The following is a 23,145-nucleotide window of genomic DNA, read 5'->3' on the forward strand; positions in this document are numbered from 1 at the left end:
GCTTAACTGACTGGCATTAGCACAATGTGCAGCCCTTGTCTCAATGAAAATAGGGGGGAGCGTGTCAGCTGGCCCAAGTGATGATGTGATCAATCCATTCACCCGCCTGCTCCTCGTGAATGACCTTGCCACGTACAGATTGACCTGCCTGATGCATCGCGGAGCGACTGCCCGTCAGCAGAGGATGCCACTGTGGCAGGGTGTCACCTTCAGCCAGCAGGCGATAGGCGCAACTAGAGGGCAGCCAGTCATATTCGGCAATCTTGTCATGGGTGATCTGCAGGCAATCAGGCTCTTTTTTGAAACGATTGGTATAGTCCGAGCACTGACAGGTCTTGGTGTTGAGCAGGTTGCAGGCGACATTGGTGAACACCAGCTCGTCGGTATCTTCATCGATAAGCTTGTTGAGGCAGCATTTGCCACAACCGTCGCAGAGGGATTCCCATTCGGACTCAGTCATCTGCTGCAGACTCTTGGTCTGCCAAAAGGGGGCTTGCATGATGCCGCTCACTTAATTCACCTGATAAAGCGCGTGGTTATACCCTGTGTGACTCACAATTTCAAGAAGAGGGTCATATTGACGGCAAAATAGCTGCCATGGTGTCAAATTGCGGCGGATCATCTTGATGTGTTTATGGGGTGACCTTGCCTTAATGATTGAGGTAGATGTCCTGCTCTGCATAGGCAAGCAGAGGTGTGATTGGGCTGCTTCGTTGTGTGCCAAAGAAACGAGTCAGCACACCAGATTGTTGTCCCAGACGTTGCAGCTTGGCGTGATCCAGCTCGATCTGCTCGGGTAGCCAGGTAAACACGGCGGCACAGTGGCCGTTGCCCAGACTGCGCTCGAGAGTCTGTTGCCAGTTCTTGATTTTAGGGCTGTGTACTACCAGTACCCTCTTGGGATCTATGCCTTGCTCTTGCAGCCGCACAGCAGTGGGGCGCCCCGGTGGTGCTATCAGCAAGATCCAGCCAGCGTGAGTGTTGCCTAGCTTGGTCAATTCAGTCAGAAATTGGTCATCAGACTTGAGCGTCACGCCATAATGAGCAGATTCCGCTTTGCAAGCGGTTCTGGTTGGCCATGGGTTACTCATGGCACGGTTCATCGCAAACGGCAGTGAGTGCAGAGGCTGGTTCATAGTTCAATTCCTGTATGAATGTCCAAGCTGTATGTGTATACAGTAGTTCTATCCTGCGGTAGTGACAAGGTGTTTTTGCTGAAATCTGTGATGGCGTTAGCACTGGCTTTACTCAGGTTATTGTTTTTTTTAAATGTTTTTTATTAAAAGTGCACAGAGTGTTTTTTGCTCTATGGACAAATGGCGCTGCACCGCCCATGGTTATACAGGCAATTTAAAGGAGGTGCCGCTATGGATATAAGTACCTTGCAGCGTCTGGATGCCAGCATCTTGCTGGGCATCATCAATGAAAAGCTGAGACTGGAGTGCGATGGGCTGGAGGAGCTGCTGGCCTATTACGATATGAGTGAAGCCCAGTTGGCAGGACGTCTGGATCAGATTGGGTACCATTACGATCCATTGAGCAATCAGTTCAAGGCACATCTCTGAGGGTGCAATGATTGCTTCATATTTATACGGTAATTTTTAAGGCGCATTGAAATCGGTTTCAATGCGCCATCTTGTTGTCTATTTTCAGGGATTTTCAAGGCTTGGCAATCTCTGAAAACCTATTCATGCCATAATATTTTCATTGTTTTTATAAGTTGTTGATAATAAAGGTTATGTTTGTTTTTCTACAATCAGTTAAAGGAAAGGGTTTTCAAGCTTTTCAGGCTGTTTTTATCGGTTAAAGTGTGACTTGCGTTAACTTTTAATTCTGCCGCTTTAGTTAGTATTCTCACGCCGGTACATATTTTGAGATAACAACAGCGCCGGTCCCGCAAGCGGGATAACAATTTTATTTGTAACGAAGGAATATGGTTTATGGCTACCAAGAAGAAGACAGACCAGGATCTCCAACTGGATAAAGATCAGCTCAAGGCGAGTATCGTGCGTCACCTGCGTTCTACCTTGGGAACAAGCGAACAGAAAGCCTCCCCCGAAGCGTGGTGGAAAGCCACTGCTGCGGCCGTCAATGAACAGGTGTACGAGCGCCTGACCCGCACTCAGCAGACTCACTTCAAGAAAGATACTCGTGCCATTCACTATCTCTCTGCTGAATTCCTGATGGGACGATTGACCTCCAACAACCTGCACAACCTCTCCCTGTACAAGGCTTGTGAAGAGGCACTGGGTGAGCTCGGTCTGGAGCTGACCGATCTTTGCGAGCAAGAGCCCGACATGGCCCTTGGCAACGGCGGCCTGGGCCGTCTGGCTGCCTGCTTTATCGATTCGCTGGCAACCCTTAACTATCCGGCGGTCGGCTATGGACTCCATTACGAACATGGTCTGTTTCGTCAGGAGATCCAGGATGGCCGCCAAATCGAGCGTCCGGACTCCTGGCGTGAATACGGTAACCCTTGGGAAATTTGCCGTCCGGAATCCGTTCAAGAGATCCCGCTCTACGGCTATGTGGAGACGGTATTCGGTGACAAGGGTGGCCTGAAAAAAGTATGGCATGCCGGTCGCAAGATCAAAGGGGTGCCTTGGGATATCCCTGTCGTCGGATTTGGCGGTAACACGGTCAACATTTTGCGCCTGTGGGAATCCCGTGCCTCCGAGTTTTTCGACTGGGATGTATTCAACGCCGGTGGTTACATCGACTCTCAGGCTGAAAAAGCCCAGGCAGAAACTATCTCCAAGGTGCTCTATCCGAACGATGATACCGATGCGGGCAAAGAGCTGCGTCTGATCCAGCAGTACTTCTTCTGCGCCTGCTCCATCAAGGACATCATGCGCCGCTACAAGCGGGTGCATGGCGCTGATTTCAGCAACTTTGCCGCGCAAATTGCCATTCAGCTCAACGATACTCATCCGGCGGTGGCTATCCCCGAACTGATGCGGGTACTGGTGGACGAGGAAGATCTGAACTGGGAAGCCGCTTGGGCCATCTGCTATCAGGTGTTCTCCTACACCAACCACACTTTGCTGCCTGAAGCGCTGGAGAAGTGGTCGGTCAGTTTGTTTGAGAAGGTGTTGCCCCGTCATCTGGAAGTGATTTACGAGATTAACGCCCGTTTCCTGAGCGAGCAGGTCGAGCCCAAGTGGCCAGGCAATGATGTCATCAAGGCCAAGCTCTCCATCATCGAAGAGGGGAGTGTGCGCAAGGTACGGATGGGCAATCTCTGTGTGGTCGGCTCTTCCAAAGTGAACGGCGTAGCCGAGATCCACTCCAAACTGGTGAAAGAGGACCTATTCCCCGAGTATGCCGAGCTGTGGCCTCAGAAGCTGTGCAATGTCACCAACGGTGTGACACCGCGTCGCTGGCTGTTGGCTTGTAACCCTGAGCTGGCCGGGCTGTATACCGAAGTGGTCGGCAAAGAGTGGCCGCTGCAACTGGACAAGCTACGTGGGGTGGCGAAGTTTGCAGATGACAAGGCGTTTCAGCAGCAATTTATGACCATCAAGCGTCATAACAAGGAGAAACTGGTCAAGGTTATCAAGGCAGAGACCGGTATTGATGTCAGCGCCGAGGCGATCTTTGACATCCAGATCAAGCGTCTGCACGAATACAAGCGCCAGCAGCTGAACCTTATCCACATCATGGCGCTGTATCGTCGCCTGCTGGCCAACCCGGACTATGACATGCATCCGCGGGTGTTCATTTTCGGCTCCAAAGCGGCGCCCGGTTACAAACTGGCCAAAGACATCATCTATGCCATCAACAAGTTGGCGGATCGGGTCAATAACGACACCCGGATCCAGGGCAAGCTGAAAGTGGTGTTCATGCCGAACTACCGCGTCAGCCTCGCCGAGAAACTGATCCCGGCGGCCGATGTCTCCGAGCAGATCTCCACTGCAGGTTATGAGGCTTCCGGTACCGGCAACATGAAGATGGCGCTCAACGGTGCGATCACCATAGGTACGCTGGACGGCGCTAACATCGAGATCGCTGAAGAGGCGGGTGCCGAAAACTGTGCCATCTTCGGTCTGACGGTCGATGAGGTGAAGTCATTGAAAGCGCGCGGTTACAACCCGTACGACTTCTACTATGCCAACTCCGAGCTCAAAGCCGTGCTGGACTGGTTTGATACCGACTACTTCACACCAGGTCGCCCGGGTGAGCTGGCCTCCATCAAGCGCTCCTTGCTGGAAGGGGGAGATCCTTACCTGGCCTTGGCGGACTTCCAGTCCTACTCAGAGGCACACAAGCTGATCGATACCTGGTATCGGGATCCGGCGCTGTGGGCGAAGAAGGCAATCATCAACTCGGCCACCATGGGCAAGTTCAACTCCGACCGATCCATTCAGGACTACGTGGATCGGATCTGGAACCTGAAGAGTTGCAATGTCGCGGGTTAATTAACCACCAGAGATGAAAAAGCCCTCGCATTGCGAGGGCTTTTTGTTTTGGCATAACAGGTGATCAGAGAATATCACCGACAAAATAGGCCAGCAGTGCGAGCAACACGGTAAAGACTACGTTGAGGGCCATACCGGCTTTCATCATCTCCTTCTGGCGGATGTGGCCGCTGGCAAAGACGATGGCATTGGGTGGCGTGGCGACCGGCAGCATAAAGGCGCAGGAGGCACCGATAGCGATCAATACCGCCATCACGATGGGGGAGACGCCGAGCGCCTCGGCCACACCGGCGAACAGCGGGATCAGCAGGGCGGCGGTGGCGGTGTTAGAGACCAGTTCAGTCAAAAACACCACGAACGCTGCCAGCATCAACAGGATCACGAAGATATTGGCGTGGGAGAGCACGGCCGACAGATGGCTTGCCAGGAAGGCACTGGTACCGGTGGCCTTGAGAATGGCACTTAGGGTCAGACCACCGCCAAATAGCATCAGCACGCCCCAGTCGGTGTTCTGGTTGACGTCATCCCAACTGGCGACGCGGCTGACCACGATGGCAATGATGGCGCCCATGGCAATCAGGGTGTCGAGTTGCGGGATGCCGCCAAAAGCGTTGGAGATGGGTTGCGAGCCGATCCACAGCACCACGGTGGTCAGGAAGATAGCCAGGGTGACTTTACGCTCGCGGGTCCAGCTGATGGTGACATCCTGGATCTCGACGCGGTGGTTGAGCTGCGGGCGGGTCACCAGATAGAGCAGGGCAATGCCGCAGGGCATCAGGATCAGCACCACCGGAATACCGAACTTCATCCAGTCGGTGAAGCCGATCCCCATCTGGGCTGCAGCGATGGCGTTGGGTGGGCTGCCCACCAGGGTACCGATGCCACCGATACTGGCGCTGTAGGCGATCCCCAGCAGTACGAATACGAAGGTGGCGCGATCTTTTTTGCTATCGAGGCGAGCCAGCATACCGATAGCCAATGGCAGCATCATGGCGGTAGTGGCGGTGTTGCTGATCCACATCGACATGGCGGCAGTAATGGTAAAGAGCAGGATGACGCCCCAACCCAGATGACCATTGGCCATGTGCATCACTTTGCCAGCCATCAGGGTATCCAGTCCCTGTTTGGAGAGGGCGGCCGCGAGGGCGAAACCGCCAAAAAACAGGAACAGGATCGGGTTGGCAAAGTCGGTGAGGGATTTGCTCATGTCAAACACCCCGAGCACGGTGGCCAGCAGGGGCACCAGCAGGGCGGTGATGGTGACGTGCAGCGCTTCGGTCAGCCAGAGGATGGCGATAAAGACCAGAATGCCCAGCCCCTTGTTGACCATGGGATCAAACGGGAGCCAGGCCAGCATGGCACAAAGTAGCAGGACATCTAGGATGACGATCCCTGATTTGATGTCCAGCCAGCGAGATGGCGCAGAGGGTACAGCCGATGTGTGCATAATGTTCTCTCGGTTAATTTATGGTTGTTTTTGTGTTGCCGAGATTACATCTGTTCACCTGTTTGAAACAGGTTGCATTCCTCAAAATCAGTCACGACTCACAGAGTGATTGATAGAAATGCGCGAAATTAAACATGAATAAAACATGTTTGCAGCATAAATCAAACATCCATGAACTGTTCCAGCCACTGCTTGAACATACTCTTGGGTAGCGAACCGTTTATCTGATCCACTATGTTGCCCTGCTTGAATACGATGAAAGTGGGAATGCTGCGAATGGCGTAACGGGCGGCAATGGCGCTCTGCTGCTCGGTATCGACTTTGACAAAGCGCATCCGGGGTTCGAGCTCATGGGCAACATCATGAAATACAGGGGCAAACTGCTGGCAGGGGCCACACCAGCTGGCCCAGAAATCGACCACTACCGGAATATCGGAGTTGATCAGGGTATCAAATTGATCTGCTCGTCCAAGGACCGGGGTCTGGCTGAATACTGGCGCCTTGCAATGGCCGCATTTGGCTGATGTGTCGATATGGGTGATGGGCAGACGGTTTCTGGTAAAGCAGTGGCTACAATAGGTAGTGATAAATGACATAATTGGATCCTTCAAGATCGGCTCTGGCCGCAGATATGATGGGGGGAAGAATGAAACAACAGCAACATTACAGTGAAATAACGGTAACACAGTGACCGGCGGGAGTGGATAATTCCCCCTGGGTTTATCGCCCAACCGGATAATTCAGCGACCACCAGATGAGAGTCGAGACGGGATGAAAAAAGGATCACGGAAGAACCGTGTTGTGGCAGTGCTGATCACAGCCGTATTGCTCGCTTTTTCAGGTTACTGCTGGCAGTTGCTCAGTCAACAACAGCAGGTGAAGGAGCTTAATAGCACGGCAGAGGTGGTGCTAAACAGGATCAACGCCGATACCGTCTATCTGCTTGGGCGGGAGCAGGCCAACGACAGTAATATCCAGCAGCGCCTCAGCCAGTTATCCATCATCCTTGACGGTTTTGTTCGCCATATCCGCAGCGATCCTGCCGCTGAGCAAGACCCTCTGTCGCAAGCGCTGCTGGCGGATATGGATGTTTATCTGATGGAGTTGGCCAAACTCCATGCCATGGAGATGGCCATTGAATATCTCGAGTCGCCACTGCAGGCCCTGGCGCTCAAAATGAGCGAGATCACTCAGGTAGACAGCGCACTACAGCGCGATGTCGCTGAGCTGGTACAGCTGACCAACTATTTGCAGCGTAGCTGGGATAAAAATGAGCAACAGCAGCTGGCGCTGCTGCAACAACAGCTGCAATCCCGTTATGGTAGTGAGCCGGGGGTTATCGCGCTGATCCGCCTGAGCAAGGACATGAGCCAGCAAGTGGTCGCGTATCACACCCTACGTTATCGGCTCATCGATATGCATGTGGTTGACACGCTTATCAGCTGGAAGACCGACAAGCTGGAGCGCGCCAGCGCCTTGATGAATAGCTTCTATCTGATGGTGTTGGGTGGCGCGTTAATCTGCTTTGGTCTGGTCGCTTATACCCTGTGGCGCCGTAATCATAAGCTGAGTGAATTGTCGCGCCATACCGGCTTGCTGGCCCAGGCCAAGAGCGATTTTCTGGCCAACATGAGCCACGAGATCCGCACCCCCATGAACGCCATCATTGGCTTCAGTTCGCTGGCACTGCAGACCGAACTGGATCAGCAACAACGGGACTATCTGGGCAAGATCAAATCCTCCTCCGACACCTTGCTGCTGCTTATCAACGACATCCTTGATCTGACCAAGGTGGAGTCCGGCAAGCTGACGCTGGAGGAGATCGACTTCGATCTCAGCGAGCAGCTCGATTCGCTGGCGGGCATGTTTGCCGATCTGGCCGAGCGCAAACATGTGGAGGTGATCATTCGCAAGTCGCCGGAGGTGCCGGTCTTCTTGCGTGGGGATCCCCTGCGGCTGGGACAGGTGCTGGTCAACCTCGTTAACAATGCCATCAAGTTTACCGAGCGTGGCGAAGTCGAAGTCTCCATCCAGCTGGTCAATGCCCATCCGATGAGGGTCAGCTTCAGTGTGCGGGATACCGGAATTGGTATTGCCGAGGAGAAACAGACTCAGCTGTTTCAGGCGTTTACTCAGCTGGAGGCGGGCAATACCCGTAAATATGGCGGTTCTGGTTTGGGGCTCAATATCTCCCAGCGGCTGGTGGAACTGATGGGGGGAAAAATCACCGTACAGAGCAAATCCGGCGTTGGTTCGCGGTTTCAGTTTGATATTCCGATGGCCACGGCAGCGTATGGTGTATCCGGGCACCGGGTATTCTTTGAGCACCAGCCGCTAGTGATGGTGATGGATGATAATGAGCTGGTATTGGATCTCGCCCGTGACATCCTGACGCGTGCCGGAGTGCGGGTATTGTCAGTCAACAGCCTTTCTCGTGCCCGTCAGGTGCTATGGGAAGAGGGGCAAAACCTGCGTCTGGCGATTCTCGACTGGCGCATGGGCCAGGAAGACGGGCTCGATCTGGCACTGGAGATGTATCAGCATAGCCTGTGGCGGCAGATCCCTATCCTGATGATCAGTGCCTGGGCCAAGGAGGGGTTGCACGCCAGAATGGACAGTATGGGGCTGACCCATTTTCTGTCCAAACCGATGACCGAAAACGGGTTATTGGCCAAGGTGGATGAGGTGCTCAACGGCAGCTCCTACGATCAGCATCTGCGCAAGGCGGAGGTGCAGGGCGATCAACAGCATTTTAAATCCTTGTTGCAAGGTACCCGGGTGTTGCTGGCCGAAGATAATCGGGTCAATCAACAGCTGATCATGGAGTATCTGCGTCGGGTTGATGCAACGGTCTGTGTGGTGAGTAATGGTCGGGAAGCGGTAGAGCGGGTTGCTGAGCAACCTTTTGATGTGATCCTGATGGATCTGCAGATGCCGGTGCTGGATGGTCTCGATGCCACCCGCCAGATCCGCAAAATGGTCGACAAGCACGATGTGCCCATTATTGCCCTCACCGCCAGCGCTATGCCTGGCGATAAGGATCGTTGTCTGGGCGTTGGGATGAATGGCTATGTCACCAAACCGGTCAGCAAGCTGGAACTCTATAACAACTTGCTACAGTGGGTAAAACCACAGGACTTTGCACGCAGTGGACTGGTGGAGGTCAGGCCGCCCGATCAGATGGATATCCTCGATTTGCAGGAGGCCCTCAAACGGTTGGAGCAGGACAAGGAGGCGTTGCAGATCCTGTTCAAGTTGTTCATGTCGGAGCACAAGGACGATCTGTGGGAGATCCGCTCCGCCTTGCGCTGTCAGCAACCCGAGCTGGCCAGCAAGTTGTTGCATACCCTCAAGGGGGTGTCGGCCAACATCTCGGCGGTTCGCTTGCAGATGGTCAGCGGAGATCTGGAGTGGCGTTTAAGGCAAAAAGAGGTGCTGAACGAGGTGGATCTGGAGCAGTTGCAATACGTATTCAGTCAGACGCGGGAAGAGGTGTCGCACTTTTTGCTCACAGGTGAGCAGCATGATAATTCGCACAATCCCTATTCATCAGGGGATGATCACATGTCACAGTGAATTAAATAGTAATTATTCTCAACCATGCCGGTTCAGGATATGATGAGCTTTCATTTTAATCGCCTCCAGTTGGAGGCGATTGTTTTCATTTTTCTCAGTTTGCGTGGCTTGCCTGGTGGCTGCTCTGACGAGTGGTCACCGACAGATAACGCTAAAGGTTGGTGGTGTGAGCGTTTTTTTACGATTGAGCTGGTTTTTTAAGGAGCAGTGGCCTCGCTATCTGGCCGCCATCTCTCTGCTGTTGATGGTGGCCCTGTTGACGGTGATCCCGCCTAAAGTGGTGGGCTGGGTGGTGGATGGCATCACCAGGGGAGAACTCGATAATGGCACCTTGATGCGTTATCTGGCGGGGCTGTTTGGTCTTGGTCTGCTGATTTATCTGTTGCGTTACGTCTGGCGGGTGATGCTGTTTGGCGCCTCATACCGGCTGGCCTATGTCTTGCGTAATCGGCTGTTCAGCCATTTCACCCGCATGAGCCCCGATTTTTATCAGCGTCACCGTACCGGCGATCTGATGGCCCATGCCACCAACGACATTCAGGCGGTCGAGATGACAGCCGGCGAAGGGGTGCTGACGCTGGTGGACTCCATCATGGTCGGGGTGCTGGTGCTCTCCATCATGTGTAGCCAGTACTCCTGGCAATTGACACTGCTCTCGTTGTTACCGCTGCCGGTGATGGCCTATTTCATGAACCGTTTTGGCACTCAGATCTACACCCAGTTCAAGGCGGCGCAGGGGACTTTCTCCAAGCTCAACAACAAGACCCAGGAAGCCCTTTCCGGCGTGCGGGTGCTCAAATCCTATGCGGTCGAGTCCCTTGAGGATGAAGGTTTTGCCGAGCTGACAAGACAGGCCGGGGATCGCAACATGGCGGTGGCACGTATCGATGCCAAGTTTGATCCGGTTATTTATCTCTGTATCGGTTGCTCTTACTTTCTTGCGGTGGCGGGGGGGAGTGCGCTGGTATTGCAAGATGAACTGACCCTGGGGCAGCTCACCAGCTTCACCATGTATCTTGGCCAGCTGATTTGGCCGATGTTTGCCATTGCCTGGTTGTTCAACATCATCGAACGGGGCAGCGCTGCCTACTCTCGCATCGAGAGCCTGCTTGGCGAACGCAGCGACATTGAAGAACCTGCTCATCCAACGGCGTTTATTGCAGCGTTTCCCCTTCATGTCGAGGCGGTGAGCTATCGGCTGGAGCAACGTACCCTGCTGCAGGATGTGGATTTTACCCTGCAACGGAACGGTATGCTCGGGGTGGTGGGACGCACCGGTGCAGGCAAGAGCAGCTTGCTCAAGCTGTTGATGCGCCTTGCCAATCCCACTGCAGGCCAGATAGTGATGGGTGGCGTGACCATTGAGCAGCTGTCGCTGGGGGCATTGCGTAGCCAGTTTGCCTATGTGCCGCAAGAGCCGTTCCTGTTTTCAACCACCATTGCGGCTAACATCGCGCTTGGCAAACCACAGGCCAGTCGTGAGCAGATCGAGCGGGTGGCGCGTATTGCCTGTGTCCACGATGATATCGTGCGTTTCCCCAAGGGGTATGAGACCGAGGTGGGTGAAAAGGGCGTCACCCTCTCTGGTGGCCAAAAACAGCGGCTTGCCATTGCCCGCGCCCTGCTGCTGGAGGCACCGATCCTGGTACTTGATGATGCGCTGTCGGCGGTAGATGCCCATACAGAGCAGCAGATCCTCCATGCGCTCAAGGCCCATGATCGCACTTTGATCCTGATTAGCCACCGGATGACTGCGGTGGAACAGGCCGACGAGATATTGGTATTGGATCAGGGGGTGATCAGTGAACGGGGTAGGCATCAGGAGCTGATGGCACACGATGGCTGGTATGCTGACATGGTGCGTTACCAGCGTCTGGAACAAGACGTGGAGGAGCGCCTGTGAACCCGACTATCAAACGGCTGCTGGGGTACTGTGCCCGTTATCCGCGTTGGCTGATCCAAGCTGGCATCTGCCTGTTACTGGCGACGGGGGCTGAAGTGGCAGGGCCACTGCTGATCAAGACCTTCATCGATGACTATCTGGCACCGCGCAATATTGTGTGGCCTGCCATCGGCGCGATTGCTGCCGGTTATCTGGCCTTGCAGGTACTCTCTGCGGCGGGTTTTTATTTGCAATCACTGCGCTTTAACCGCATCGCCCAGGCGGTGGTGCAGACCTTGCGTGAGCAGGTGTTTGCTACCGCCATCCGGTTGCCGGTTCGCTATTTTGACCAGCATCGCTCGGGCTCCCTCATCTCCCGGATCACCAATGACACTGAAGCCATCATGAACCTCTATGTGCAGGTGATCGGGATGCTGGTGCAAAAGGTGGTGCTGCTGTGCGGCATTCTCATCTCGATGGCATTGCTGGATCTGCGCTTGATGCTGGTCTGTGCGACCTTGCTGCCTGCGGTAATGGCTGTGATGTGGCTTTATCAGAAGTTGAGTGTACCGGTGGTTCGAGTGACCCGTAGTTTGCTGTCCGATATCAACAGTCGCCTTAACGAGTCGCTGCAGGGAATGCCGGTGATCCAGGCCATGGTACAAGAACGTCATTTCGCCAACGCTTTTGCCGAGGTTAACCAGCAACACTGGTCGGCCCGGCTCAAGAGTCTCAAGATCAATGGCATCTTGCTGCGCCCGCTGATCGACATGTTTTACATGATGGTGCTGATCGGTTTGCTGGCGTTGTTTGCCAAAGAGGGATTAAGTACAGAGGGGGCCATTCAGGTGGGGGTGCTTTATGCCTTTATCAGCTATCTGGGGCGGATGATTGAGCCCTTGATCGAGATGACCAACCAGCTCAACCAGCTGCAGCAGGCGATGGTGGCGGGGGAGCGGGTGTTTGCCCTGCTCGATGAGCCGCGTGAAAGTACCGATGGCGCGCACCAGGATCTGCAAGGACGGGTTTGCTTTGATAAGGTGACTTTTTCCTATGATGGTCAGCAACAGGTGCTGCGACAGGTGAGTTTTGCTGCGCGACCCGGTCAGATGTTGGCGCTGGTTGGCCATACCGGCAGCGGCAAGTCCACCATCATCAGTCTGCTGATGGGCTTCTATCCGCTAGACCAAGGAGCGATACGTTTTGATGATCACTCGCTAGAAACACTGTCGCTGGCCACAGTGCGCCGCACGATCGGACTGGTGCAGCAAGATCCCTTTATCTTCGTCGGCACGCTGGCGGAGAACCTGCGTCTTAGCCGCGCTGGCATCGATGAGGGGCGGCTTTGGCAAGCACTGACCGAGGTACAGCTGGCCGAGTTTGTGCGCAGCTTGCCGGAGGGGATCAACACTCTGATGGAGGAGGGGGGCAAGAACCTCTCCGCCGGTCAGCGTCAGTTGCTCTCGTTCGCCCGCGCGCTGGTGGGGGATCCTCGCATCCTCATTCTGGACGAGGCAACCGCCAGTGTGGACTCCCAGACCGAGCTGGCGCTGTCGCAGGCGATCTCTGCGGCGCGTCGTGGCCGCACCACCATCGCCATCGCTCACCGACTTTCCACCATTGTCGATGCAGATGAGATCCTGCTGCTCTCCCGCGGTCAGGTGAACGAGCGGGGCAGCCACGGTGAACTGATGGCCCTCGGCGGTCATTATGCCCAGCTGTTCGAGATGCAGAGCCAGGGGGCATGGCTTGAGGAAAAACGGGCTTAAGCCGCCAACATGGTCGATGACTGCTCCCACATAGCGTCAACATGTGATCGGTCAATCTGATAAGTGAAAAATCCGATACCTGTACAGGTATCGGATTTTTTTGCTGAGCGGCAGCGATCACCAACGGTAGGTTTTAAGCAGCGCCTCCAGTTTCTGGCACTGCTCTACCAGCTGGATGCTGGCGAGGTTGGCGGCGTGTGCCTGACCCAGAGTGTCGTTGGAGGTGTTGCGAATATCGCTCACCGAGCTGTCTACCTCATGGCAGACCCGATCCTGCTCTTCGGCCGACTGGGCCATCTGGGCGTTGAGGTCGTTGATGCTGGCAATACGTCCGATGATGTTCTGCATCGCCGCCAGGGTCGCTTCGGTCTTGCTGATACTCTCACCGGCCTTGCTTTTTGCATCCCCGATCACCGTAACCGCGCTCTGGGCCTCTTTTTGCAGGGCGGCGATCATCTGGGAGATCTCTTCGCTGGCGGCGCGGCTGCGGTTGGATAGCGCTCGTACTTCATCGGCTACCACCGCAAAGCCGCGACCTTGCTCACCCGCCCGGGCCGCTTCAATGGCGGCGTTCAGCGCCAGCAGGTTGGTCTGATCGGCTATCCCCTTGATCACTTCCAGCACACTGTCAACGGCGAGGCAACGGCTGTCGAGCTGCTGGATCACCTGATCCACCCGATCAATTTCGGCCGACATCTCGTCCATATCGGTGATGGAGTGCTGGGCGAGGCGGCTGGTGTTGGCGGCATCCTGATTGGTGAGGGCGGAGAGCTCGGCGCTGCGGCGGGCGTGTTCGCGCACTTCGTGAGAGCTGGCGGCCAGTTCGCTCACTGCGGCGGCGACCTGAGTGGTCATCCCCTCTTGCTGGCTGGCCGAATTTTCGGTCTGGGTCGCGATCTGACGGATCTGGTTCGACTCCTGATAGAGCTGGTGGGTGGCACCTTCCACCTCCTGCAGGCTGTGGCGAAATCCCTGCACCATGTCATTGACGGCGCGGGTCATCTGGCCCAGTTCATCCCGGCTGTGATTGATCAGAGGGAGGGCCAGGTCACGCTCTTTGGCCATTTGGATCATGGTGATCTGCAACTGGCGCAGCGGGCGTTTTACGTAGCGTTGTAACACCCACCAGAGCAGGCCGAAGCCGAGGCTGAAGACGGCGGCCAGGCTGCCGCTGAGGATCAGGTTGTTGTGGCGGATCTCGCCGAAGGTGTGGCTGAGATCATAACTGATCCGCACCGCGCCCATCACTGTCCCCTCATTGACCTGGTGACAAGTGAGGCACTGGGTGCCGCGATACTCCTTATAGGCCTTGAACGGCTTGATCAGGGTGAGCTGGTTGCCCTGTTGCTGGAGGATGGTATCTCCCTGAGTGATGGCACGTTCATCCATTGCATCTTGTGCTTTCTGATCCGGGTGGCCCGGGCCAAACAGGTTGCTGACGGCCGGGGCGCGGATCAGCCGGGCCTCGACAATACCTGCCTCGCTTTTGAGTTTGGTCTGTACTATCTGCCGGTTGGCCATGCCACCGGTCATCATCAGCACGTTGAGCTGATCCATGTAGGTGTTGGCCGCGCTCTCGACTTTCTCTCCCGCCAGCCGGATGGCGAGATCCCGTTGCAGCCAGGCGGAGAGTTCGAAGCAGAGGCCAAAGGTGGTGCTGATGACCAGCGCAAGAGGGAGGAATATTTTCCAGTTCAAGGAGAGGTTATGCATCTTGGGCAAGTTCCATGCGCTTGGTGTTGTTATGAGATCCCGTATCATCTTGATCGTAGACGAAGAAACGGCGGGAGATGGTTCTCTATCGGCACACAATAACCGCTCTTGAGTAAATAATCTGTTAAGAAGATCGGTAATGCAGGTTGCCAAAATACCCTCCGGCAGTGGCGCTGCTCCTCGGGTTGATCCAGAACAAATTACTAGTAACGATAATCGTTATCATTGTCATTATTTGCTGAATAGTGACCATCATGAATCTGACCCCCTCAATGACCGGCATTGCCTCACCGGACCCCCTTAAATTTGCCTTTAGCGCCAAGACCTCGGCTCACGCCAGTCGGGGAGGGATGCGCCCCTTCCCGCTGGATGAGGCTGGTTGGCAGGGCTGGTGGCAGCGCGAAAGCGATGCGCAAGAGCGAGCCCTCTATATCCACATTCCGTTTTGCCGCAAACGCTGCAGCTTCTGCAATTTTTTTGAAAATGGCGCCAATCCGGCGCGGATCAACCGCTACATCAATGCGCTCTGCGGGTCGCTGGCTCAGGCAGCAGAGACACCATTGGTGCAGAGCATGGCTTTTTCGGCGGTGTATGTAGGAGGCGGCACGCCGACGGATATGAGCGCCGACGAGTTGGCGATGCTGGCCGCCGTGATCCGCCGTTTTCCGCTGGCGGCGGATGCCGAGGTGACGCTGGAGGGGCGGCTCAACGGTTTTGATGATGAAAAATGGCAGACGGCACTGGCGGGTGGCTTCAACCGATTTTCGTTCGGGGTGCAGAGCTTTGATTCCCAAGTGCGCCAGCAGGCGGCCCGCTTCGATGACAGGGATACCCTGCTGACCCGTCTTGGCGAGCTGACCCGGGATGATGCGGCGGTGATCGTGGCAGACCTCATCTTCGGTCTGCCCGGTCAGGATGATGCCGTGTGGCAGCAGGATATCCGCGATGTGATGGCGAGCGGTGTGCACGGGGTCGATCTCTACCAGTTGATCGCCATGCAGGGCACCAATCTGGATAGGGCGCAGGAGAAGGGCACTTTGGGTTGGGTGGCCGATGGCCAGCAGCGAGCGGCCATGTATGCCTATGGCGGCGCGCAACTGGAAGCCCACGGCTGGGAGCGTCTATCGTGCAGCCACTGGCGGCGCAGCCCGGCCGAGCAGAGCCGTTATAACCAGATGGCCAAACGCGGCGCCGAGATCCTCCCTTTTGGCGCCGGGGCGGGGGGCAGTGTTCATGGTCACGGCTTGATGTATGGCCGGGACTTGGCTGCTTGGCACGACGCGCTGGCCAACGGCGAACGGGCGCCCGGCATGGTGATGGGGCGCAATCCCAATGGGCGGATGGATGGTGTGCTTAGAGGAGCCCTCGATAGTGGTGTGCTGGCGCTGGATCGTCTGCCTGCGCCTTTGCTGACTCATCTTATGCCGCTCTTTGCCGCCTGGCAGCAGCACGGGCTGGCCGAGATAGAGAGCGCACGACTGCAACTCACCCTCGCTGGCCGCTTCTGGAACGTCAATATGCAGGCAGGCTTGTTCGAGTTCTTGCAGCTCAATCCGCTCGATGGTTCAGCTCCGCCCAGCCATGGCGCCGCTGCAGTGGGTCATTCACTGGTCTGATCCTGAGCTGAACAGCTGGGTGCAACTGTCACGTTTATAACGAAAGAGGGAGCCATATTGGCTCCCTTTTGGGGTTAGAGCGGCAGCGTAGGGCGTGAGTTATTCGTCACTGCTGTCCTGATAGCTGTCGCGCATGGTCTTGGGCAGGCGGCGCATCGGGGTAAAGCCGATATCTTCACCGACCACTTCCCGTTTGCGGGCTGGAGCCGGTTTTTTGGGGGCATCGCTCTTGGCTTTACCTTTGCCTGCTGCGGGTTTGCCTTTGGCATTGCTCTTGGCGTTGGCATGGCCGCGGTCACGGGGCGGGTTTTGCACCGGCTTGCTACCTGGCAGGGTTTGGCGGCTCACCTTACCGCTGGGCTCGTATCCTGCCATGATCTCCCGTGGCAGAGACTGGCCGATCAGGGCTTCGATGGCTTTGAGTTGATCCAGCTCGTCATGGCTGACCAGCGAGATGGCTTCACCACCACGACCGGCACGGCCAGTTCGGCCGATACGGTGGATATAATCCTCTGCCATTTGCGGCAGTTCGAAGTTGATCACATAAGGCAGTTGATCGATATCGAGGCCGCGGGCGGCGATATCGGTGGCGACCAGCACCCGCACGGCGCCGCTGCGAAAATCAGCCAGTGCCCGGTTGCGGGCGCCCTGGCTCTTGTCACCGTGAATAGCCACGGTATTGAGGCCATCTTTTTGCATCTGCTGGGCGAGGCGATCGGCGATCTGCTTGGTGCGGACAAACACCAGCACCCGCTGCCAGTTGCCACGGCCAATCATATGAGAAAGCATCTCACGACGGCGTTCCCGATCGACTTCGATGATCCGCTGGGTCACCTGTTCGGCGGCGGTATTGCTCGGGTTCACCTCGATCAGGGTGGGCTCTTTGAGCAAGTCATCGGCCAGCGCCTTGATCTCGTTGGAGAAAGTGGCAGAGAACAGCAGGGTTTGCCGCTCAGCAGGCAGTGCTTTCATGATCCGGCGAATGTCGACGATAAAACCCATGTCGAGCATGCGATCAGCTTCATCCAGTACCAACACTTCCAGCTGGTTCAGGGTCAGTGCACCTTGAGTCAGCAGGTCGAGCAAACGGCCCGGGGTGGCGACCAGAATATCGACACCCAGCTTGATGGCGTCGAGGTTGGGTTTGATGCTGACGCCACCGTAGGCGATCAGGGTACGAAACGGCAGGTGGTGGGCATATTTGGTGATGCTCTCACCCACCTGGGCGGCCAGTTCGCGCGTCGGAGTGAGCACCAGCGCCCGCACCTGACGGCGGCTACGCCCGTGGTTGACCAGCAATCGCTGCAACATCGGCAGGGTGAAACCGGCCGTTTTGCCTGTGCCTGTCTGAGCGCCGCCGAGCACATCCTGACCGGCCAGAATGGCCGGAATCGCTTGCTGCTGGATGGGGGTTGGCTGCTCGTAACCCAGCTCCTTGACGGCCCGCAAAATGTGCGGGGACAGACCCAGTTCGTTAAATGACATGTTCGAGAGACACTCCTGAGGTGAGCCTTGGGCTCAATGGGTGATCGGCAGCGTTGCACCAATCACCATCTGGAAAAGATAGTGGGGCCGTAATATAGCAGAAGAGCGGCCTGCACGCAGTAGCTGTCGTGCTGGCCGCCACACAATGGTGTAAATATGGCGAAAACAAGGTCGGGGGATCAGAGCATCTCGCGGATCTGTTCGGTCAGGCTCTCGGGTTTGGCTTGGGGGGCGAATCTGTCCACCACATTGCCATCCTGATCGATCAGGAATTTGGTGAAGTTCCACTTAACGTTTTCCAGCCCCAAAAAACCCGGTTTCTGCTTTTTAAGCCACTGGTAGAAGGGGTGGGCATGCTCGCCGTTGACATCGCACTTGGCCATGATGGGAAAGCTGACCGGATAGTCGAGTGAGCAGAAACGGGCGATATCGTCCGCATCCCCCGGCTCCTGATTGCCGAACTGGTTGCAGGGGAAGCCCAGGATCACCAATCCCTTGGGCCCAAGCTCCTGATAGAGCGCTTCAAGACCGGTGTATTGCGGGCTAAATCCACAGCGACTGGCCACATTGACCACCAGTATCACCTTGCCCGCCAGCTGAGTCAGCGGATAGGGGGTGTCATCCAGTTGTTGCAAAGTCAGATCAGGCAGGGACATGACATTATCCTTTTGTTGGTTGTCAGCATAAGAGCGGGGGAACAGGGCTACTGCTACGGTATCGGTTGGCTCTTGCTGCGGCAAGGCTCGCCGGTGATGGCACCTGCTCATTGCGGGTAATATCACACTTTCGTCAGCCAATACGGCAAGGGGAGGGGCGGGATCACACTCATCTAGAAAAATCAGATAGTCATCAATGAAATAGCGTATTGATGGCGGGACTTCTCAAGAGAAGCAAACCGGTTTGTACCTTGGCCGGTAAGCCGCTACAAAGCGCCCTCTCTCCACTCATTGTGAGCCTGTCTTGGACTATCAAGCTGTCATGGATGCCATTTACACCCGAGGATGGGTGATTGTGGATGATTTTTTAACCGCCACCGAAGTGGATGCCCTCAAAGCGTGTCTACCCACCGAATGGCAACCCGCCGGGATCGGCCGTGAGACGCTGCATCAAGGCAATGCCGATATTCGCCGTGACCAGATCCACTGGCTGGAGCCGGAACTCGGTGCCCCTGTGGTCGATTACCTCGCGCGAATGGAGTTGCTGCGGCTTGCCGCCAACCGGATGCTGATGCTGGGGCTGTTCGACTACGAAGCTCACTTTGCGCGCTATCGCAGCGGGGATTTTTACGCTACCCATCGCGATGCCTTTGCCGGTCGCTCCAACCGTCGCTTCACCTCGGTGTTCTACCTCAACAACGACTGGCAGCCAGAGGCCGGTGGCGTGCTCAGGGTGTATGACAACGACGAGCAGTTTCTGATGGATGTCAGCCCCAAGGGGGGGCGATTGGTGCTGTTCCTCTCCGAGGAGTTTCCCCACGAAGTGCTGCCTGCCAATCAACTACGTTACAGCATTGCTGGCTGGTTTCGGGTCAATGGCAATGGTGTGGGGCGGGTAGATCCGCCCCGCTGAGGCGCGGTTTTACCGGTTTTTGACAGCACGGGCGCTTTTCACCGCAAGAAGTAGGGTGATGGGGCTCCCATCAGCTGACAAGGGTTGATCTCCCTTGCTACACTGGCGCGCACTTATGTTCGTATCTGGCTTCGTCCGGTTTTTATGGTGATTGGCTTATCAAATGGTCATGACGAGGCCGCTTTCCCAAGGGATCACATCTAATGAAGAACATGCATGTCTTGCTGCTGTGCGGCGGCGGTGGCTCCGAGCACGAAGTCTCTCTGCGTAGCGCCAATTTCCTCGAGCAACAACTCGCTCTCCTGCCCGGCATCGAAGTGACCCGTGTCGAGATGTTCGCCGACCGCTGGCTCAGTGCCGATGGCCGCGAGTGCAAGCTGGGGCTCGACAAGCTGCTTTCGTTTGACAGCGTGGCCCGTCCGGTGGATTACGTGGTGCCCTGCATTCACGGCTACCCGGGTGAGACCGGCGATCTGCAATCTTTCCTCGAACTGGCCGGATTGCCTTATCTCGGTTGCGATGCCGAGGCGAGCAAGATCTGCTTCAACAAGATCAGCACCAAACTGTGGCTCACCGCCATCGGCATTCCCAACACCCCTTACCTGTTCCTGACCGAACAGAGCGACGCGGCCCTTGCTGATGCCAAAGCCGCGCTGGCCAAGTGGGGCAAGGTCTTTATCAAGGCCGCCTCTCAGGGCTCTTCCGTTGGCTGCTACTCCGCCAGCAACGAAGCCGACCTGGTGAAGGGCATTGCCGATGCCTTCGGTTACTCCGAACAGGTGCTGATCGAAAAAGCGGTCAAGCCGCGCGAGCTCGAAGTGGCGGCCTATCAGTATGGTGACGAGCTGATCGCCACCTATCCGGGCGAGATCTGTGTCCCGCAGGACAAGTTCTACAGCTATGAAGAGAAGTACAGCAGCGCCAGCCACACCGAAACCAGCCTCACGGCACAAGGGCTGACCCAGGCGCAAGCCGATGCGATCCACGAGTATGCCCTCAAGGCATTCCGTCAGCTGAAACTGACCCACCTCTCGCGCATCGACTTCTTCCTGACCGACGAGGGCGAGATCCTGCTCAACGAGATCAACACCTTCCCGGGCATGACCTCCATCTCCATGTTCCCGAAACTGCTGGAGCATCACGGTCACCGCTTCGCCGACTACCTTGAGCAGATCCTGCGCAAGGCCAGCTAAATTGTCTCTCCCGTTCACGGAGTGAAGGACGACCCAATAAACATCCCCGCCAACCGGCGGGGATTTTTTTATCCGTTGATCACCAGCAGCGTGAACCCGCGTGATGGGATAAAAAGCGGGGAGGGGGTACGTGTCGTTGGCGAGGTGAATAAGGAGTCCTGCGATCTGCTGCGCTCTTTATCGAAGCGCTGCGCAAGGCCGACCTCTACCACCCGATCAGCCAAGCGGTTGCGGTGTTCCTGCCGGTGCGCTCCGTTGGCGTCATGGGCGACGGTCGCAAATATGACTGGGTCATTGCCCTGCGCGCCGTTGAGACCATCGACTTTATGACCGCCCACTGGGCTCACCTGCCGTACGACTTCCTGGGACACGTGTCGAATTGCATCATCAACGAGATCAACGGTATCTCCCGCGTGGTGTACGGCGTCTCCGGCAAGCCGCCTACAACTATCGAATGGGAATAAGCGGCTCGCGCCCTTCTGCCCTTCGAGCAGCTTTTTCGCCACCTTGCTCCTGTCAGATGTGACAGGGGCATTTTTGCCATCCCGCACTAGGCTCTCTAATGCCAATTGGGCCCGCTATCAACAGCGGCTCGTGGCAAGGGGGAGGGCTGATCCACGTGCAGATAGCTGCACAAACGGGCCCATCGTCATCGTGCCAACCGGCTGTGATGACCCCCGGTGGAGACCGGAAACCACTTGAATCAACGGGGCGCAGCCCGAACAGCCAAACGAGTCGGGACCATAGAGCAGGGAGAGTTTGATATGTCAGAACAAGCAGTGTTGGTGGGTGGATGGACCGCATATCACAAGCTGACCGCCGAGGATCAGGCGGTATTTGACCTGGCGCTGAAAGGGTTTGTCGGGGTACAGTACGTACCCTTTGAAGTTTCCACCCAGGTGGTGGCTGGCATCAACTACCGCTTCAAGTGCAAGAGCACTGTGCCACTTGCCAAACCAATCCATGGCGAAGCCGTGGTGCAGATCTTCAAATCGCTGGACGGGGATGCCCATATCACCTCCATTACCCCGATCTGATTGGGTTGCGGGGCAAGGTGGGGAGGGGGATAGCCTCTAACCGGTTGGCTCTAACAACCAGCAATAAGAAAGACGCCTTAGGGCGTCTTTTCTTTTCCACAACCTCCACAACCTCCACTACCAGTTACCTCTGATATGCGGTCGGTATTTGTACTTGTTGATTAATTTGTTGATCTTGCTCAGGAAACTGTCACCTCACTCTTTTTCTTGCCTAGCGTGCGCGTTAATATTGCCACTTGACAACTGTTTGAGCCATCAATGTGTCAAGCCAGAGAAATACCACAGGTAAATAGCAGCAGGCTGGAGGTTATTCGGCAATTAAGTCAGCCGGAGTTATATGGAATGTTCTGCTATCGGATTAGTACCATATTCCATCTAATTCACTGTTAGCGACAATGAGGTTTGCATCATGTTCGAGCTAGAAAGTCCAAGAAGTCTTTTTGAAGAAATTCAAAGTGCGCTGACAGAGTACAACATAAAACCCAATAGCAGGCTTTTTCTATTTATCGTATTTTCTCTTAATCACTTAAGAGAGTGGATCGCGGAAAACGGTGCCAGAGAGGTTTTTGAGAAATCCAAAGCAGGTAAAGAGCTGTCTGATGGGGAGGCTTTCTGCCAAGAAATAGGCCAGTTAACCGAGTTTAAGTTGGTCAAGTCGTTGTGTAATAAAAGTAAACATATATCTGTCCGTCTACCATTTGAGCTAACTACTTCTAGAGGCTTTCATGTGGGCAGCTCGTGTACTGACTCGCTTGACCAGCTCTACTATGAAATTGATGGTGTAGATTCTCGAAATGTATTCTTTGTTGTTATGAAAAAATATAATGAATGGTTTTTAAAGAGCAGCTAATAAGTCAATTTCGTGGGATATAAAAAAAGGTGTGGTGTAAGCTCGCATTTTTACCTGTACAGTTAAAGCTTAAATGTTAAGAGGTTTTAGATGATGGATAGGCGATGGGGGATTAATATTGATATTGAAGGTTTTTCAAATCTATATGAGTCTGGTTATGATAGTCAAACTAGAGCGATATTGGGGTTGCGTGAGCTAATGCATTCCATTATTCAACTAGGTATTCGAGTTTTTCCTGGTGCTCCCATTTTGAATGAAGGTGATAGGTTATTTGCACATCAATTTGGTGATGGTTTTATCATAGTGCCGTAGGGTGCAATGAAATTGCACCGCTAATTTTGCGCCTTATATCTTGCCCAAAAGCCGCTCAGCAAATGGTGCAATGCGCTGCGCTTATTGCACCCTACGTGTTTCGTTAATCCGCTGGGGGGCGTTGCTGAGCGCCAAGCCTTGCCAAAGCAACAAAAGGGGCGACCTGCGCCCCGAATTCTTTATAATGGCTCTGTCCCAATTATGTGTTGAAAGGCTAAGCTTGAAGTAGGCCATCACCTTGAGGTCTACCATCATGGATACCCCAGCCTTTCAACACC

General features: G+C 55.3%; 18 protein-coding genes and 1 pseudogene. 12 read left to right on the forward strand and 7 right to left on the reverse strand.

Annotated features, from left to right (window positions below):
- Positions 1-64 precede the first annotated feature (64 nt).
- On the reverse strand, positions 65-499 hold the full coding sequence (locus CF137_RS16885) for a YcgN family cysteine cluster protein (protein ID WP_042019284.1): 435 nt from the start codon (positions 497-499) through the stop codon (positions 65-67).
- 151 nt (positions 500-650) lie between these two features.
- Entirely contained in the window at positions 651-1,136 is a 486-nt protein-coding gene (locus CF137_RS16890; protein WP_139720501.1) for a cell division inhibitor, read from the reverse strand.
- A gap of 231 nt (positions 1,137-1,367) precedes the next feature.
- Here CF137_RS16890 and CF137_RS16895 point away from each other — a divergent pair, with 231 nt between their 5' ends.
- Both CF137_RS16895 and CF137_RS16900 read left to right on the forward strand, forming a co-directional pair.
- On the forward strand, positions 1,368-1,565 hold the full coding sequence (locus tag CF137_RS16895; protein WP_139720503.1) for a DUF4250 domain-containing protein: 198 nt from the start codon (positions 1,368-1,370) through the stop codon (positions 1,563-1,565).
- A gap of 375 nt (positions 1,566-1,940) precedes the next feature.
- Positions 1,941-4,418, forward strand: coding sequence for a glycogen/starch/alpha-glucan phosphorylase (locus CF137_RS16900; protein WP_068977889.1), 2,478 nt, complete (start codon positions 1,941-1,943; stop codon positions 4,416-4,418).
- 64 nt (positions 4,419-4,482) lie between these two features.
- Here CF137_RS16900 and CF137_RS16905 read toward each other — a convergent pair whose 3' ends face one another.
- Both CF137_RS16905 and trxC read right to left on the reverse strand, forming a co-directional pair.
- Positions 4,483-5,865: an SLC13 family permease gene (locus CF137_RS16905; protein WP_101320063.1), complete on the reverse strand. Its 1,383-nt coding sequence runs from the start codon at positions 5,863-5,865 to the stop codon at positions 4,483-4,485.
- A gap of 161 nt (positions 5,866-6,026) precedes the next feature.
- The gene (gene trxC / locus CF137_RS16910; RefSeq protein WP_139720505.1) at positions 6,027-6,461 is read right to left on the reverse strand and encodes a thioredoxin TrxC; all 435 of its coding nucleotides are present in this window, start codon (positions 6,459-6,461) and stop codon (positions 6,027-6,029) included.
- 175 nt (positions 6,462-6,636) lie between these two features.
- On the opposite strand from trxC, the gene CF137_RS16915 reads away from it, so the two are divergent.
- The 3 genes from CF137_RS16915 (at position 6,637) to CF137_RS16925 (ending at position 13,092) form a co-directional block, all read left to right on the forward strand.
- Positions 6,637-9,441: a hybrid sensor histidine kinase/response regulator gene (locus CF137_RS16915; protein ID WP_139720507.1), complete on the forward strand. Its 2,805-nt coding sequence runs from the start codon at positions 6,637-6,639 to the stop codon at positions 9,439-9,441.
- A 166-nt stretch (positions 9,442-9,607) separates the two neighbouring features.
- Positions 9,608-11,344 (forward strand): ABC transporter transmembrane domain-containing protein, encoded by a 1,737-nt coding sequence (locus tag CF137_RS16920; protein ID WP_139720509.1) that lies wholly within the window; start codon positions 9,608-9,610, stop codon positions 11,342-11,344.
- Positions 11,341-13,092, forward strand: coding sequence for an ABC transporter transmembrane domain-containing protein (locus CF137_RS16925; RefSeq protein ID WP_139720511.1), 1,752 nt, complete (start codon positions 11,341-11,343; stop codon positions 13,090-13,092). Before CF137_RS16920 ends, CF137_RS16925 begins: the two co-directional genes overlap by 4 nt.
- Before the next feature lie 117 nt (positions 13,093-13,209).
- Here the strand turns inward: CF137_RS16925 and CF137_RS16930 are convergent, their stop codons facing one another.
- The gene (locus CF137_RS16930) at positions 13,210-14,805 is read right to left on the reverse strand and encodes a methyl-accepting chemotaxis protein (RefSeq protein ID WP_139720513.1); all 1,596 of its coding nucleotides are present in this window, start codon (positions 14,803-14,805) and stop codon (positions 13,210-13,212) included.
- Between the two features lie 254 nt (positions 14,806-15,059).
- Here CF137_RS16930 and hutW point away from each other — a divergent pair, with 254 nt between their 5' ends.
- A complete protein-coding gene (gene hutW / locus CF137_RS16935) occupies positions 15,060-16,421 on the forward strand; it encodes a heme anaerobic degradation radical SAM methyltransferase ChuW/HutW (RefSeq protein WP_139720515.1) in 1,362 nt (453 codons plus the stop codon).
- 99 nt (positions 16,422-16,520) lie between these two features.
- Here hutW and CF137_RS16940 read toward each other — a convergent pair whose 3' ends face one another.
- Both CF137_RS16940 and CF137_RS16945 read right to left on the reverse strand, forming a co-directional pair.
- Complete coding sequence (locus CF137_RS16940) at positions 16,521-17,906, reverse strand: DEAD/DEAH box helicase (RefSeq protein ID WP_101347128.1); 1,386 nt, start codon at positions 17,904-17,906, stop codon at positions 16,521-16,523.
- Between the two features lie 179 nt (positions 17,907-18,085).
- A complete protein-coding gene (locus CF137_RS16945; protein ID WP_101320049.1) occupies positions 18,086-18,562 on the reverse strand; it encodes a glutathione peroxidase in 477 nt (158 codons plus the stop codon).
- A 304-nt stretch (positions 18,563-18,866) separates the two neighbouring features.
- Here CF137_RS16945 and CF137_RS16950 point away from each other — a divergent pair, with 304 nt between their 5' ends.
- The 6 genes and pseudogenes from CF137_RS16950 to CF137_RS16975 all read left to right on the forward strand — a co-directional run bounded on the left by CF137_RS16950 (position 18,867) and on the right by CF137_RS16975 (position 22,867).
- Positions 18,867-19,475 carry a 2OG-Fe(II) oxygenase gene (locus CF137_RS16950; RefSeq protein ID WP_101320047.1) on the forward strand — a complete coding sequence of 203 codons (609 nt, stop codon included), beginning with the start codon at positions 18,867-18,869 and terminating at the stop codon, positions 19,473-19,475.
- A gap of 203 nt (positions 19,476-19,678) precedes the next feature.
- Positions 19,679-20,668, forward strand: a complete 990-nt coding sequence (locus CF137_RS16955) for a D-alanine--D-alanine ligase (RefSeq protein ID WP_068977882.1) — start codon at positions 19,679-19,681, stop codon at positions 20,666-20,668.
- Positions 20,669-20,791: 123 nt separating this feature from the next.
- Positions 20,792-21,132, forward strand: a pseudogene (locus tag CF137_RS16960) (GMP synthase (glutamine-hydrolyzing)); the annotation flags it as partial.
- A gap of 300 nt (positions 21,133-21,432) precedes the next feature.
- Positions 21,433-21,705: a hypothetical protein gene (locus CF137_RS16965; RefSeq protein WP_139720517.1), complete on the forward strand. Its 273-nt coding sequence runs from the start codon at positions 21,433-21,435 to the stop codon at positions 21,703-21,705.
- Positions 21,706-22,114: 409 nt separating this feature from the next.
- Entirely contained in the window at positions 22,115-22,555 is a 441-nt protein-coding gene (locus CF137_RS16970; RefSeq protein ID WP_139720519.1) for a hypothetical protein, read from the forward strand.
- Between the two features lie 90 nt (positions 22,556-22,645).
- A complete protein-coding gene (locus CF137_RS16975) occupies positions 22,646-22,867 on the forward strand; it encodes a hypothetical protein (protein ID WP_139720521.1) in 222 nt (73 codons plus the stop codon).
- Positions 22,868-23,145 lie beyond the last annotated feature (278 nt).

The sequence above is a fragment of the Aeromonas sobria genome, assembly GCF_006243315.1.
GTDB classification, from domain to species: Bacteria; Pseudomonadota; Gammaproteobacteria; order Enterobacterales; family Aeromonadaceae; genus Aeromonas; species Aeromonas sobria_A.

Excerpts from the sequence above, each read along its gene's own strand:
- CF137_RS16955 (WP_068977882.1), top strand. The coding sequence starts at position 19,679 with ATGAAGAACATGCATGTCTTGCTGCTGTGCGGCGGCGGTGGCTCCGAG.
- trxC (WP_139720505.1), bottom strand. The coding sequence starts at position 6,461 with ATGTCATTTATCACTACCTATTGTAGCCACTGCTTTACCAGAAACCGT.
- CF137_RS16975 (WP_139720521.1), top strand. The coding sequence starts at position 22,646 with ATGATGGATAGGCGATGGGGGATTAATATTGATATTGAAGGTTTTTCA.
- CF137_RS16905 (WP_101320063.1), bottom strand. The coding sequence starts at position 5,865 with ATGCACACATCGGCTGTACCCTCTGCGCCATCTCGCTGGCTGGACATC.
- CF137_RS16930 (WP_139720513.1), bottom strand. The coding sequence starts at position 14,805 with ATGCATAACCTCTCCTTGAACTGGAAAATATTCCTCCCTCTTGCGCTG.
- CF137_RS16885 (WP_042019284.1), bottom strand. The coding sequence starts at position 499 with ATGCAAGCCCCCTTTTGGCAGACCAAGAGTCTGCAGCAGATGACTGAG.
- CF137_RS16940 (WP_101347128.1), bottom strand. The coding sequence starts at position 17,906 with ATGTCATTTAACGAACTGGGTCTGTCCCCGCACATTTTGCGGGCCGTC.
- hutW (WP_139720515.1), top strand. The coding sequence starts at position 15,060 with ATGAATCTGACCCCCTCAATGACCGGCATTGCCTCACCGGACCCCCTT.
- CF137_RS16970 (WP_139720519.1), top strand. The coding sequence starts at position 22,115 with ATGTTCGAGCTAGAAAGTCCAAGAAGTCTTTTTGAAGAAATTCAAAGT.
- CF137_RS16915 (WP_139720507.1), top strand. The coding sequence starts at position 6,637 with ATGAAAAAAGGATCACGGAAGAACCGTGTTGTGGCAGTGCTGATCACA.
- CF137_RS16965 (WP_139720517.1), top strand. The coding sequence starts at position 21,433 with ATGTCAGAACAAGCAGTGTTGGTGGGTGGATGGACCGCATATCACAAG.
- CF137_RS16895 (WP_139720503.1), top strand. The coding sequence starts at position 1,368 with ATGGATATAAGTACCTTGCAGCGTCTGGATGCCAGCATCTTGCTGGGC.
- CF137_RS16945 (WP_101320049.1), bottom strand. The coding sequence starts at position 18,562 with ATGTCCCTGCCTGATCTGACTTTGCAACAACTGGATGACACCCCCTAT.
- CF137_RS16900 (WP_068977889.1), top strand. The coding sequence starts at position 1,941 with ATGGCTACCAAGAAGAAGACAGACCAGGATCTCCAACTGGATAAAGAT.
- CF137_RS16890 (WP_139720501.1), bottom strand. The coding sequence starts at position 1,136 with ATGAACCAGCCTCTGCACTCACTGCCGTTTGCGATGAACCGTGCCATG.